This window comes from Microcoleus sp. N9_A1, assembly GCF_036701795.1.
Taxonomy (GTDB): Bacteria; Cyanobacteriota; Cyanobacteriia; order Cyanobacteriales; family Microcoleaceae; genus Microcoleus.
On record NZ_JAUBRI010000055.1, the window covers coordinates 14,640 to 28,925 of the forward strand.

At 46.2% G+C, this 14,286-nt stretch carries 10 protein-coding genes; 2 read left to right on the plus strand and 8 right to left on the minus strand.

The window, feature by feature from the left end; genetic code table 11:
* Positions 1-2 precede the first annotated feature (2 nt).
* From QUA58_RS22415 to ftsH2, 4 genes are all read right to left on the minus strand, one after another.
* The gene (locus QUA58_RS22415; RefSeq protein ID WP_333396050.1) at positions 3-2,594 is read right to left on the minus strand and encodes a PAS domain S-box protein; all 2,592 of its coding nucleotides are present in this window, start codon (positions 2,592-2,594) and stop codon (positions 3-5) included.
* 316 nt (positions 2,595-2,910) lie between these two features.
* Entirely contained in the window at positions 2,911-4,200 is a 1,290-nt protein-coding gene (locus QUA58_RS22420; RefSeq protein WP_333396052.1) for an aminopeptidase P N-terminal domain-containing protein, read from the minus strand.
* 159 nt (positions 4,201-4,359) lie between these two features.
* Positions 4,360-4,683 carry a hypothetical protein gene (locus tag QUA58_RS22425; protein WP_333396054.1) on the minus strand — a complete coding sequence of 108 codons (324 nt, stop codon included), beginning with the start codon at positions 4,681-4,683 and terminating at the stop codon, positions 4,360-4,362.
* Between the two features lie 204 nt (positions 4,684-4,887).
* Complete coding sequence (gene ftsH2 / locus QUA58_RS22430; protein WP_333254113.1) at positions 4,888-6,777, minus strand: ATP-dependent zinc metalloprotease FtsH2; 1,890 nt, start codon at positions 6,775-6,777, stop codon at positions 4,888-4,890.
* Positions 6,778-7,477: 700 nt separating this feature from the next.
* Here ftsH2 and QUA58_RS22435 point away from each other — a divergent pair.
* The gene (locus tag QUA58_RS22435; RefSeq protein WP_333254117.1) at positions 7,478-8,560 is read left to right on the plus strand and encodes a ParM/StbA family protein; all 1,083 of its coding nucleotides are present in this window, start codon (positions 7,478-7,480) and stop codon (positions 8,558-8,560) included.
* Between the two features lie 20 nt (positions 8,561-8,580).
* Positions 8,581-9,099 (plus strand): hypothetical protein, encoded by a 519-nt coding sequence (locus QUA58_RS22440; protein ID WP_333254119.1) that lies wholly within the window; start codon positions 8,581-8,583, stop codon positions 9,097-9,099.
* A 469-nt stretch (positions 9,100-9,568) separates the two neighbouring features.
* On the opposite strand, the gene QUA58_RS22445 is transcribed toward QUA58_RS22440, so the two are convergent.
* From QUA58_RS22445 to QUA58_RS22460, 4 genes are all read right to left on the minus strand, one after another.
* A complete protein-coding gene (locus QUA58_RS22445; protein ID WP_333254123.1) occupies positions 9,569-10,495 on the minus strand; it encodes a hypothetical protein in 927 nt (308 codons plus the stop codon).
* Positions 10,496-10,740: 245 nt separating this feature from the next.
* Complete coding sequence (gene mgtE / locus QUA58_RS22450) at positions 10,741-12,138, minus strand: magnesium transporter (protein ID WP_333254125.1); 1,398 nt, start codon at positions 12,136-12,138, stop codon at positions 10,741-10,743.
* A gap of 346 nt (positions 12,139-12,484) precedes the next feature.
* A complete protein-coding gene (locus QUA58_RS22455) occupies positions 12,485-13,813 on the minus strand; it encodes an ABC transporter permease subunit (protein WP_333396072.1) in 1,329 nt (442 codons plus the stop codon).
* Positions 13,814-13,843: 30 nt separating this feature from the next.
* On the minus strand, positions 13,844-14,200 hold the full coding sequence (locus tag QUA58_RS22460; protein ID WP_333254127.1) for a hypothetical protein: 357 nt from the start codon (positions 14,198-14,200) through the stop codon (positions 13,844-13,846).
* Positions 14,201-14,286: the final 86 nt, after the last annotated feature.

The window sequence follows — 14,286 nt, forward strand, 5'->3', positions numbered from 1 at the left end:
TTTTAAATGCGCCGTCGATAAGACAACTCAGTGAAACTAATATCGTAACAAGTTCCGCACTTACTGTCAATCACAAGAGTTCCATCTAATTGGTTGGTCAACATCCGCACTAATCGCAATCCTAAAGTTTCGGTATGTTCTATGTTAAAACCTGCAGGGAATCCCCTGCCGTTGTCTTGAATACTTAAGTGAAATTGCTGAGAAGTTGTGTCACGATGAAAATTAATATTAATTTCACCTGCCAAACTTTCGGTAAAGGCGTATTTCAACGAGTTAGAAACCAGTTCGTTAATAATCAAACCGCAAGGAATTGCTGTTTCTATATTTAAAGAAATTGGGTCAACGTTGACATTGAATTGGATGGAAGTATTGCCGTAACCAAAAGATTGATACAAATTAGCAACCAAATTTTCAACGTAGGGCGGGAGATCGATCCGATCGAGATTGTCGGATTGATAAAGTTGCTCGTGAATCAAAGCCATTGAATGGATGCGGGTCTGACTTTCTTCAAATAAAGCTAGCGTCGGTTCGTCTTCAATATATTGAGCTTGTAGTTGCAGCAGGCTGGAAACTACCTGCATATTATTTTTGACTCGGTGGTGAATTTCTTTCAGCAATACTTCTTTTTCGTGGAGTGCTGCTTGGATGCGGGCAGAAGTCAATTTGCGATCGCTAATATCTTCACAAATACCAGCGATGCGGTAAATATTGCCCGATTCGTCGTAAATAGGAAAAGCTCGATCGCACACCCAGCGCATTGTGCCGTCTGGCCGAAAAATCCGATATTCGATATTGGTGGACTCACCCTGCAACACTCGCCCCATTGAGTCTTCCAACAAATGTTTATCTTCTGGATGCACCCACTCCATCATTTTTAAGGGCTCGGCATATAATTCTTCGTTGCTGCGCCCCCAGATTTGTTCGTAAGCTGGACTCAGATACAATAAATCGGTGAATTCAGCAGACATTAGCCAGAAGGAATTTTGGATATTTTCTGCTAGCTGGCGAAAGCGTTCTTCACTTTCACGGAATGCTTTTTCTACCTGTTTGCTTTCGCTAATATCTTCGGCAATGCCAACAACGCGGTAAACTTGACCAGCTTGATTGGTAATCGGAAAAGCCCGATCGCGAATCCAGCGAATTTCGCCATCCGGTCTAACAATTCGATATTCCGTCTCATCTTCAGCTACAATTTTTTTAGCGAATTTAGCAACAACGCGAGAGCGATCTTCTGGATGGAGAGAATCCGCTAAAAAGTGTCCGCCAGCATACAATTCAGCACAGCTTCTGCCCCAAATTTTTTCGTAACCCGGACTAATATAAATAATTTCCTGCGGTTGAATGCCTACCATCCAAAACACGCTTTCAATGTTTTCGGCTAGCTGTCGGAATCTTTCTTCACTTTCTTTCAGTGCTGCTTCAGCTTGTTTGCGTTGTCTAGCTGCAACCACCGCATCGCTAATATCACGCTGTACGCCAAAATACCCCACGATTCTTTCGAGAGAATCGTAAATGCAAATATAGTCGCCTTCTACCCAAATTCTCTCCCCGTCAAACTTGCGATTGTCATTTTCGATGTGAACTCTGCCAGCATCAAAAAATTGCCTGAATATCTCTCTGCTCTTTGGCAAGTTGTGGGACAAAAAAAAGTTAATTGTTTTGCCAATCAACTCTTCCCGAGTAGTTTCGTATTGAGCTATCAAAGCATGATTTGCCTTCGTTACCCGCCCGTGAGTAAATACGTAATCCAAAACTTTTTCTTTGTCAACTGTATCGTCCCAGTGTACGGGTTCGTCCAGCATCATAAAGAAAAAGCCATCTAAAGATTGAGAGAAAAACAATTCTAGCTGTTCCTGGCTTTGCCGCAGAGCTTCTTCGACGCGCCAGCGAGAGAGAATTTCTTCCTGCAATAGATTGTTGGCTGTTTTCAAGTCTTCAGTGCGCTTTTTATATTTAATTTCTAGCTGATTTTTGATTTTTTCCAGCGCTATTTCTGCCTGTTTCTTTTCGGTAATATCTTGAGTAACGACCATGCCTGCGAAAATTTCTTCCCGGTCGTTTTTGACGGGAGCAATTGTTGTTGAATAAACGTGATCGCCGTATTTATATTCAAAATTATTCTCTTTTCCTGCCAAAGCCGCGCGATATGTAGTCTCAAAAAGTGGCAAATCTTCAGGTGGCGATACTTCCCACAATGTTTTGCCTTCCAACAGTTCTTTGGACAAACCAACTACTGCCAAACCTTGACCGTCAACCAGAGTATAGCGCAAATCGCGATCGAACAAAAACACCGAGCCATTCGGATAATGTTTGATCAGAGTTCGGTACATTTCCTGGCTTTTTTCCAGAGATGCTATTAACTCAGTGCGCTCGTCGGCGAGATTCAATTCAGTTACACAGTCAGCAGAGTTGGAATTTTCCAATGCTTTAAGTTGTGCTGCTAATTTCTGGCACAATTTTCTCTGCTGTTGCAAATCTGCTTCGAGTTGCTGAATTTTTCCGCTTTGCTGTGTTACTAATGCTTCGCAGGTTTCGAGAGGTCGATTCCCTACGGGATAGTTACGCTGTGCGTTGTCTGTGGGATCAATACACATAAAGGCTTTTTGTTTGGCTGTTGGTTGTTGGTTGTTGACTGTTGGCTGTTGACTGTTGGTTGTTGGTAATTCGGAATTAGAACCAACAAATAAGAAATAAGAAATAAGAAATAAGCTGTCGCGCCTTTAAATTGTATATTCAGGGCGAGCGGGAAACCCCACTCATTGTTTGATTTTTTTTAATATACAATTTAAAGGCGGCAACTGCCAACAGTCAACAGTCAACAGTCAACAGTCAACAGTCAGTAGGGGCGGTGCCCCCGTGCCCGCCCTCTTAACAATCAACAGTCAACAGTCAACAGTCAACAGTCAACAATTATTTAGGAACTCCCGCCGTCAAGACTTCATGGCTTTCCAACGTCACCAAGACATCATCTTCAATTCTCACACCAATACCGCGCCATTTTTCAGGAATCTCCGGCTGTCCTTCTACGGGTTTAATATAAGGAGAAATATAAATCCCCGGTTCTACCGTCAGCACTTGTCCCGCCTGCAAAACTTGCGAATTTTCGCCGTACTGATAAACGCCGACATCGTGTACGTCCAATCCCAGCCAATGTCCGGTGCGGTGCATATAAAACGGCTTGTATTTCTCCTCTTTAATTATCTCTTCAATGTCGCCGACCAAAAGTTTTAAATCCATTAAACCTTCCACCAAAACGCGCACTGCTGTTTCGTGAATTTTACTGTAAGGATTTCCCGGATATACTTGACTGATTGCCTGCAATTGTGCTTGCAAAACTAAGTCGTAAATAGTCTGTTGTTCGGCGGTGAATTTGCCGCTAATAGGAAAGGTGCGAGTAATGTCGGCGTTGTAGTAGTCGCAAGCACAACCGGCATCTATTAGCAGCAAATCGTTTTCCTGCATTTGGCGGTTGTTTTCGATGTAGTGGAGGACGCAGGCATTGTTACCGGAGGCGACAATGGAAGGATAAGCGGAAGTGGCACCATTCATGCCAAAAATATGTTCGATTTCTGCTTGAATTTCGTATTCGTACCTGCCGGGTTTGGCGAATTCTTGGGCGCGGTTGTGGGCGATAACTGAGATATTAGCGGCTTTGCGCATTAAGGCTAATTCTGTTTCGCTTTTTACCAGCCGCATCGGGTGTAAAATGATGTTGGAATCTTCGATTGCTGTTGGGCCTGTACCGCGTTTCGGGTAGGTTGCCATCAATCTTTGCCAGTGATTGAGGATTGTTTGGTCGAAATTCCGATCGCGCCCGAAGTGATAATATATGCGATCGGCCTTTTCTAAAAATTTTGGCAATTTTTCGGCCAGTTCGGCGATGGGAAACGCTTCATCAGCGCCGTACAGCTCCTTAGCGCCTTCTACTCCGGCGCGATAACCGTGCCAAGTTTCTTTTTCCAAGTCTTTTGGCTGCACGAAGAGGACAAATTTGTGTTCTTCGTGATGCGGTGCGAGCACTGCTACCGCCCCCGCTTCCTTGAAACCTGTTAAGTAGAAAAAATCGCTATCTTGTCGGTAGGCGTATTCAACATCGTTGTGCATGACGGCTGCGGGGGCGCTGCGAAATATCGCGGTTCCGCTGCCAATTTTTGCCATTAAATGTTCGCGTCTTTGTCGGTATTCGCTGGGGTTAGTCATCCGATTTTAGATTTTAGATTTTAGATTTTAGATTGAGTTTAATATTAACATTCGGCGGTTTCAACCGCTTTTACACTGAAAAAACCAGCAAGTCAAGGGTTGAGGATGCGGATATCGGCGATCTGTTTTTTTGTTGGTCTACTGATTGTTGTATTTATGCTATTGTTCGGCGATCGCCAATTGACAACTATAGTCTACCAGCCGAGACAAATATGAGTTTGTGCGATCGACCAAAGTCCATCTCGGATCGAAATTCGACCAATTTTCGCCATCTTCGCTAATTCTGACTGTTCTAAACTCTCGCGAATTGCAGTTAACTTCCATTTGCACCAGCATTTTCTCGTTACTAAACTGCTGAGTGCCTAAAATAATTCTGACGGGATAAGAAGGAGCACCGGGAATATCCGATTTGCTTAATTCTACGCTGCTGGGGTCGATGCAAATATCTACAAAACATCTTAATTTTTCGGCGCGGGCGCTCAAAGTATTGACGAAAATTCATGTTGAAATTACTATCAAACAAATCGATGAATTCTTAATCATATAGTTGCTTTTGAGTCGGCGGTTGAAACCGCTGCTACACAGACAAAACCCGCCTGCGCGGGTTGAATTTCTTCAGTCCGTGGAGGCGGAATTTGTTTGTGTAGTCGCGAATTCTATTCGCCCTGAATATTCGCCTTTAACTTTTTAAAGCTGAGGAACGTACTGTTCTTTTTCAGGAACAAAAGTATATTCAGAGACGATCAGGCGCAACTCTTCGCCGTCGATGGTTTCTTTTTCGATCAGCAAATCGACTAAACGATCGACCACAGTGCGATTTTCGCGAATAATTCGGCGGGCGTCGTCGTAGCAACGATCGACAATTTCCCGGACTTGTCCGTCAATCCGAGAAGCAATTTCTTCGGAATATTCCGATCGCGCCGTGTAGTCGCGGCCGAGGAAAATTTCGCTTTGCTGAGCTTCTAGGGCGATCGGGCCCAAGGTAGACATCCCGTAGCGAGTAACCATTTGGCGGGCCATACCGCTGACTTGCTGCAAGTCGTTGCCGGCACCGGTGGTAACTTCAGCATCACCGAAAACTACTTCTTCGGCTGCGCGGCCGCCCAAAGCACCGCTAATCCGGGCTAAGATTTGTGATCGAGAAATCAAACCTTGGTCTTCGCTAGGCATGAACCAAGTCAAGCCGCGAGCTTGTCCGCGAGGGACTAAGGTAACTTTTTGCACGGGATCGTGGGCTTGAATCAAAGTACCGACAACCGCGTGGCCGATTTCGTGGTAAGCAATCAAGCGCTTGCTCTTGCTGTCCACCAGCGGCGTGCCTTCCATACCTGCTACCACGCGATCGACTGCATCGTCAACTTCGAGCATCGTAATCGCTTCTTTGCGGCGTCTCGCTGTTAAAATAGCAGCTTCGTTGAGCAAGTTAGCCAAATCCGCGCCGGTAAAACCCGGAGTGCGGCGGGCGATCGCATCCAAAGAAATCTCCGCAGACAGCTTCTTGTTACGCGCGTGAACTTCTAGAATTTCCAAGCGACCTTTGATATCCGGTACATCGACGCTAACTTGGCGGTCAAAACGTCCCGGACGCAGCAGCGCTGAGTCGAGCACGTCGGGGCGGTTGGTGGCAGCAATGATGATGATCCCAGTATTGCCCTCAAAACCGTCCATTTCGGTCAGCAATTGGTTCAGGGTTTGTTCCCGTTCGTCGTTACCGCCACCGATACCAGCGCCGCGCTGGCGACCGACTGCATCGATTTCATCGATGAAGATGATACAAGGAGCATTTTCTTTCGCTTTTTTGAACAAGTCGCGGACGCGGGATGCGCCGACACCGACGAACATTTCCACAAATTCTGAACCGGAGATGCTGAAGAAAGGCACGCCGGCTTCCCCTGCGATCGCTTTTGCCAGCATGGTTTTACCTGTTCCTGGAGGGCCAACCAGCAGCACGCCTTTGGGAATCTTTGCCCCGACTGCGGTGAAGCGTTCGGGTTTTTTGAGGAAAGTCACGACTTCGGCGAGTTCTTCTTTGGCTTCTTCAACGCCTGCTACGTCGTCGAACAGTACGCCTGTTTTAGCTTCCATTTGAAAGCGTGCTTTGGATTTACCAAAGTTCATGGCTTGGCCCGGGCCTCCCGGTACGTTGCCACCGCCGCGGCGGAAGAGGAAAAACAGCCCTCCTACTAACAAGAGGGGAAATACTAGATTGCCTAAAAGTCCCCAGACTGCGCCGTCGTTCCGCAGGGGATGAGTGTCGAAGCTGATTTTGGAGTCTCTGAGCCTAGAAACCAGTTCCGGGGAATTTGAGGGCAAGTCTACCCGCCACCGCTGCTCGTGATTGTCCAGTTCGGGATCGACGGCTAGGACGATCGCTGTGCGGCCTCCATCATACAAATCAACGCTGGTGACTCGACCTGCGTTTAAGTAATCTAAGAATCGACCGTAGCTTAAGCGGGTGCTGGCGGTGTTCTTGCTCATTTCTGCTGGGGATGGTGCCAAGGCTCCCTGCCACAAGAAAAAGCCGATGACTAAGGCAGGTAAAGTCCAAAGTAGTATAGTTCGCCAAGAAATTTTCATAAATGCGGATGCCTTGAATTGGGGACAGATCGGGTAAGATCGCGGTGTCGGAGAAGTGCGACAAAAGTTTACACTCAGAATCTTAACTAAATTTAACTTAACAATGCACTCTCAGGCAACAGAGCTTTGAGCACGATGGCTCCAGAAAAAGTTAGGTTAGTTACGGTAAGGGCGATCGTCCCGAATATAATGTTTGGTGCTGATTTCGATACCGATCTAGGTAAAGTTAGAAGAATCGCCGCAAAACCCACTGTCTTTAAGCGCGGCAGTGTTAAGGGATAAGGCGTCAGGAACCTTAGCCCTGACGGCATGAGGCTTGAAAGAGAAATCTAGCAAGCGGTTCTGACCAGCCAAGCGTCTTAACTGACTACGTTTTTTGAGTCACGACACCGGGCGGATGCTTAGCTAGTCCCCTGCCCTGTCATTTGCAGTTAAACAGTTTCAAGGTCACTGAAACAGTGCTGCAAGTCTAAAAAGCTCAGAAAACATTGACCGACAAGCTAACTTTACCCCGCAAGGGAGGCTGCGCCCCGGCGCGAGCAAAATGCTATGCGTACAGGATTGGGAGACTTGAAACGGTAACTGTCCCGTTGAAAGTGCAACACAAAAGCACACCGAACCAACCAATCCCAAGGCAGTAGTAAATCCAAAACAATAATAAAGCCGTCCTAGAAGGACGGGGTTTCTACCCATTTTTCAGATGACAACTAGACAGCTTGTTCCTAATTCGGCTATGCTGACCCAGCAGACTAAAGTCGCTTCTCACAAATCGATTATTAGTGCTGATTTGGGTCGGACGGCAACTAAAGCCTGCGTGAGTCGCAACCCGAGTAGCGTTGTTTTCATCCCTGCCAACGTGGCTACTATGCCCGTGGAAAAGGTGCGGGGTGGCAGCTTTGAGTCGAAAGCAACAGACCCTCTGTTGGATATGTGGCTGGAGTACCAAGGCAAAGGATACGCGATCGGTCAATTGGCTGCCGATTTTGGCGCTAACCTCGGTGGCGCCGACCAGTCGAAAGTAGTAGATGCTTTGGTTAAGGTATTTTCCTGTGCTGGATATTTCCAGATGAAGGGCGAAATAGCAGTTGTGCTGGGTTTGCCTTTTTATTCGCAGGATCAGTTTGAGAAGGAAAAGGAAGAGATTATCAGCCAACTGCGCTCTCCCCACGTTGTGGTGTACCGGGGCGAGCGTGTGGATATTAATATCAGTCACGTTTGGGTGATGCCCGAAGGGTTCGGCAGCCTGATTTGGTGCGAGGCTCAAGACAACAAGGAGTTTTCGCCGGAGTTGCCGGAACTGTCGGTGGCTGTTGTCGATATCGGACACCAAACTACCGATTTGTTAATGGTCGATCGTTTCCGGTTCGCCCGCGCGGCTTCTAAGAGCGATTCCTTCGCAATGAACAAGTTCTACGAACAAGTTGCCTCAAAAATTCCGGGAGCAGACCCTCAATCTCTGTCTTTACTGGAAGCGGTGAATAAACCAGAAGGCCAGCGTTTTTACCGTCCGAGAGGAGCGACTAAGCCGACTAATTTAGATCCGATTATTAAGGATTTGCGAGAGGCTTTCGCTAACGAACTGTCCGAACGTTTGGTGCAGTGGCTGCCGGAACGTGTGACGGATGTGGTTCTGACTGGCGGGGGCGGCGAGTTTTTCTGGGAGGTGTTGCAACCTTTGCTTAAAGACGCCAATCTTAAGGCTCACTTGGCTCAGCCTTCCCGGAAAGCTAATGCTTTGGGACAGTTTATTTATGCTGAGGCTCAGCTAGCCACGATTAAGTAACGCATTAAGGCTTGAACCCTATGGCACTGTGGGCAAAAAATAAGGCGAATTTCTCGGTGGCGTTTACGGAAGATGCTGCGGATCAAACTTTGCTGGCCGCTATTGAAAAAGAGTTGGCTTTCACGAAGTATCAGACTTTCAGCAATCTCTGCAAACAAGCTTTGTGGCAGTTTTTGTCGGTATCTGAGTCTGCTAGCTCTACACAGAGCTTTCAACGGTTGGAACAGCGTATTGCTGAACTTGTGGTAAAATTTTCTGAGTTTGAGCACAATGTTTCGGCAGAGGAATTAAGCCGTTTGGAGGGACTGGAACATCACCTGAGTCAACTCAGCGCGCAGTTGGATCAATTGCAGGGGAGTGTTAACAGTAAGTTTGCTCAAGTTTCTTTTGCCCAAGTTTCAAAAGTAGTAGAGCCTGGCCCCATTGAGTCTGAATCTGTGGCGGATGATAATGTAGTGTCTGATGCTGAAGTTGCTCCTCCTCGGAATTCCGATCCTTTGTTGGAGCGTTTAAGTTCTTTGTTACCCCAAGATTTCTAAAATGAGGTAGACCCAGGCTAAAAAGCCTTGAGATGTAATGTTAGTGGCCCGCTGTTGGCAGCCGGTACTGAATACAGAAACAAAGCGATCGCTCTTTTGAAAAAAAGGGCGATCGCTTTTTTATATCCATTCCGGTTGCATCGGAATAGTCAAATCCAGTCAACAGCGATGCCATGAGCGAAGCCGAAGGGTCAACAATTCCCGATGGATTGTGCAACCGGAATTGATATCATTCATCTGCGTTAATCTCTGTTGCATCTGCCCTCATCTGCGGTTAAAAAAAAGAATTTATTCATCCCAGATGACAATGGATTGACGCTGATTCACGCGCTTGTCGAGAAGAGAGATCTGAATCATTCGGGTGCTAACAGATTTGATATTATTTGTCAGTTGTCAGTTGACTGTTGACTGTGGTTTGTTTTCTGTGGTTACAAATTACAAATTACAAATTACAAATTACAAATTACTATTATTCGATTAATCCTAATTTTTGTAAGCGCGAACGAATGGCACTAGGCTGTCGCTGAAATCTCTGAGCTAATTCGTCAATTTGTTGACCGCTAGCATATTCTTTCTTCAAATTTTCTTCTTCATCCTGACTCCACTTGACATAAGCTCTGGGATATTTCTGGCGAATTTTCTCATTCTGGGTTTTAGGTCGATAACCATTTTTTTGCTCGGCATTCAAACCAGAACCAAACTGTGGGTTAATTTCCCCACCGCGACTAGCTAGCGCCTCTTGCACGCGGTTGGGAATGACAGCAATTTCTTCTGAGAGCTCAGCCAAAGCATTGTCTACTTTTTGCTGAAGTTCTGTTAGCTGCCGCTGCTGTAAATTGCCCCACTGTGGCAGTTCGTTGATAAACTGCTGCAAGTCCAGAATTATTGTTGTCAAAGTTTCGACTTGTTGCAACTCGGGCCGCTGTTTGAATTGGCGGCTGGTGAGTTCGATCTCGCTTTGAATCATTTTAATAGTTTTTTCTAAAATTATTAGTCGCTGGCGCAGGTTCTCAATGGCTGAAATTAGAGAGTGTACGTTTTCTCCCGGCCCAACAACATTGAGATTTTCATGAGATGTTTGAGAAAGAGCTTCGTCTAAAGCATTTACAGCAAGTTGCAATTGCTCGATCGCGCGATCGGTAGTAGCTGCTTGTTGATTTACCCGATCGAACGTAGCCGCCGTACTTGCTTTGACTTGCCTGTGCAGCTTCTGCCGGTTCACAAAATTCAACACCAACGAAATCACTACAGGCACTTGAGCATAAACGCTCTGCCCCCAAACCAAACTAACAGCCAATCCCACAGCAGAGGCAGCAATAAAAACCACTTCAGCAGTTTCTAACCAATTGCTCGACTTGGGATTTTGGATTTTGGTGGGTGAATTGGATGATGACATAGGCTAATACCATTTTAGATTTTAGATTGTAGATTGTAGATTTTAGATTTGGAATGACTGATGAAGCTCGGAGTTTGGATCACGGGCCTATAGCTGCATTCTTTTTTCAACTGGTGCCAGTATGCGGATAAAAATAAAGTAAGCGCGAGCGCAGATATCCGGTATGTAATCGCACGTATACCCCGAATTTAGCAGTGGTGAAAAACCGATTAAGTTTTTTATTCACAGCCATTTAATTAAATATATTAAATCTGCAAAATTAGTCGAGCTAAAGTGAAATAAATCAATACCCCAAGGACATCAACTGCGGTGGTAATAAAGGGAGCAGACATTAAAGCGGGGTCTAAACCCAAAGAACGAAACAGAAACGGCAGAGCTGAACCAGCAATAGAAGCTAAAATTGCGATCGCAAACAAACTCACCCCCACCGCGAGTGCCACTGCTAAACTCCCTTGCAGAACATAAGCCCAGCCAGTCGCTACCGTCCCCAATATAGCTCCTAGTAGCGCTCCCGCCATCCCCTCCCGCACAATTATTTTCATCGGCCCCATTGCTGTAATTTCGTCAGTGTTCAAACCGCGAATTACAACTGTTGAGGACTGAGCTCCGACATTACCTCCAGTGCCAGTCAGCAGCGGAATAAAGGCTGCTAGCGCAACTACTTGTTGCAAAATATCTTCTTGAGCTCTAATGATTGCGCCAGTGACAGTATTGGTTAAAAGCAGAATAAACAGCCATACGACCCTTTTGCGAGCAACGGTGATTAAATCGGTCTGAAAATAATTGTCACCACCAGACTGGACGCCACCCAAGGCATAAATATCTTTGTCGGCTTCTTGTTCTAAAATGTCGATCGCGTCGTCAACTGTAATGATCCCGACCAGACGCTGTTCGCGGTCTACAACGGGCACAGCTAAAAAATCGTAACGCTGGATCAGCCTAGCTACTTCTTCTTGATCCGTGCCAGTTTGAACAGAAACTACGTCGCGGGTCATAATTTCGCCGACAGTTTTGTCGAGGGGCGAAGTGACTAAATCCCGCAAAGATAAAATACCTGTCAAGCTGCGTCCGGCGTCGGTGACGTAAAGAGAATAAATTGTTTCGGTAGTTTTAGCCAAAGAGCGAATTCGGTCTAAAGCTTGGGCTACGGTAAAGCTTTCTTTCAGAGAAATGTATTCCGGGGTCATTATCCTGCCGGCGGTACTGGCTTCGTAACCCAAAAGTTGGGCCGTAGCTTCTCGTTCCGTCGGGCTCAATTCACCCAACAGGCGACGGACTAATATTGCCGGCAGTTCGTCAAAGAGTTTAGCGCGATCGTCCGGTGACATTTTGTCTACAATGTCAATGACTTCTTGGCGTTTGAACTTTTCGCAGAGGGACTGCTGAACGCTGGAGTCGAGATATTCGTAAACTGCGATCGCTTCGTCTTTGGAAAGCAAGCGGAAAGCTATTACTTGCATGGTTTCTGGCAGGCCTTCGATAGCTTCAGCTATGTCTGCTTCCTGCACCGGGTGCAAAATCGCTTTTGCTCCTTTAAAGTCTCCTTCTTCCAACAGGGCCCTTAACTGCGATCGAACTAATTCCCGCAGTTCTTTTCGCGCGTAGGTGGGTAACGAAGAGGATTGATAATTGCTTTCTGTCACTGATGACCCTCCTAAACCTGTGCTCCGCGCCTTTCTGAATCCAGTTTAGAGCCTATTGACGCCACTGGTTGCAGTTATAGGATTTATACCTGCGGGGCTAGCAACCGAATTTTTTGGCAGATGCGGCACCACCAAAACCAAGCTGTATTGTCGAAACCGAGTTTCTTGGTATTATGTTTTCGATCTAGCGCCAAAGAGCGTGAGTTCGGGAAAGTGCGATCGATTACCAATTACCGATTACCAATTACCTGACATACCTCATCGCCGTTGAGAATGGCTATACTGTCAACTGTCAACTGTCAACTGTCAACTGTCAACTGTCAATTTAAACCAACAATTGATATTTTTATTCCGCCAAACGGTAAAGCGGCCGCCACACCAAACGGTTAGTCAATACAACCAACAGCGACATCACAGAAGTAGCCGCTAACAGCAAAGGAAAATTACCCGATGCCGTTGCTTGAGAAATCGTCTCGCCCAAACCGCTTGTGGTAATTGTTTCACCTTTAAACTGCACGTATTCGCTGACAATACTGGCATTCCAAGCTCCGCCAACCGCCGTAATAGTTCCTGTGATTAAATAAGGAAAAATTCCGGGTAGGATTAAAGTTTTCCAGCGCTGAACTAGGGAAAGTTTGTAAACTTGCGCGGCTTCAAAGAACTCCGAAGGTATCGATTGAGCGCCCGCAATAACATTAAACAGCAAATACCACATTGTACCCAACATCATCAGCGCCACAGAACCAATTTCTAAGCCACCTCCCGTTTGAATTAAAGCTAGTAGCAATACAGGAAATAAAGCCGTTGCCGGTACAGAAGCGGCTATTTGTACTAATGGCTGCAAAATCTGAGCTAAACGTGGATTTCGACCGATCGCCACTCCAAGCGGTACTGTCCACAACAGCGATAAAAATAACGCGCAAATGACTCGCAAAGCTGTGAAAAAAGCACCTCCCATGACTTTTTGCCAGTCCGACAAACTCAGCAAACGCAGCAGGAGCACCGCTTCCCAAGTTCCCCAAAGTACAATGACGGCAAACCCGCTGACAAACAGCCAATTTATCCAATTTCCGATGCGGGTTAGTTGGCGAGGATTTGTTGGTAAATTAGCAGGTGCAAAAGCTCTGACCAAACCGCGATCGAAACTGTCGCCCATCGGCGAAATACGCGACTTCAACACCCGCAGCGTCGCCGATCGCCTTAAAAAATCCAACAAGTTTGACTGCGGTACATTGGCAGCTTCCACCGCTTGATATTTAAACTTTTCTACCCAAGCAATCAAAGGCTGCCAGATAAAAAAGTCGATCGCTATAATCACACCAATTAATACTGCTAAACCCCAGCCGATCGCCCCAAAATTGCCTTCACTGGCTGCCTTGCCCAAATAGGAACCGAGTCCAGGCAAATTAAAGTTTTTGTCCCCCAAGGTAAAAGATTCGATCGCAATCAAAAAAAACCAGCCGCCCGCCACTGACATGACGCTGTTCCACACCAGTCCGATCGCACCAGCGGACAATTCTAACGTCCAAAATTGCTGCCAAGCATTGAGCCGATAAACTTGAGCAGCTTCCTTTAGTTCTAGGGGAATGCCGGAAAGCGACTGATAGAAACTAAAAGTCATATTCCAACTCATCCCAGTAAATATTAAGATAACCGATGCTATTTCTACACCGATTCTTTGACCCGGAAATAAAGTAACTAGCGCTCAAACAACACCGGGCAAAACAGATAAAACTGGAATCGACTGCAAAATGTCTAACAAAGGAATTAAAATTTTTGCTGCCAGGGGAAAGCGGTAAGCAGAATAAGCATAAACTATGGTAAACAGCAGCGATAAAAAATAGGCTGCTGCCATGCGTAAAAGAGTCTGGGCGGTATATGCTGGCAAGACATTTAGCGTGGTCTCAATTATAAAATCCGGGTTGTAGTTACCCTTGAATTGAGAAGCTGTTTGGACAATTCCCAAAATTAGAGATAAGATTGCTAGAATCAGCAAGCCGTCTTGCCAAGTCCAAGCTGACCTTTCTAAGGTTTTATTGGCGGGTGTTAGAGGTCTTGTCATACGAAGTAGTTATTGGTAATTGGGAAAAAGGTAATTGGAAATTTGGAAGTTAGAATTTGGGGGATCGGAGGGGTAGGGCATCGGGT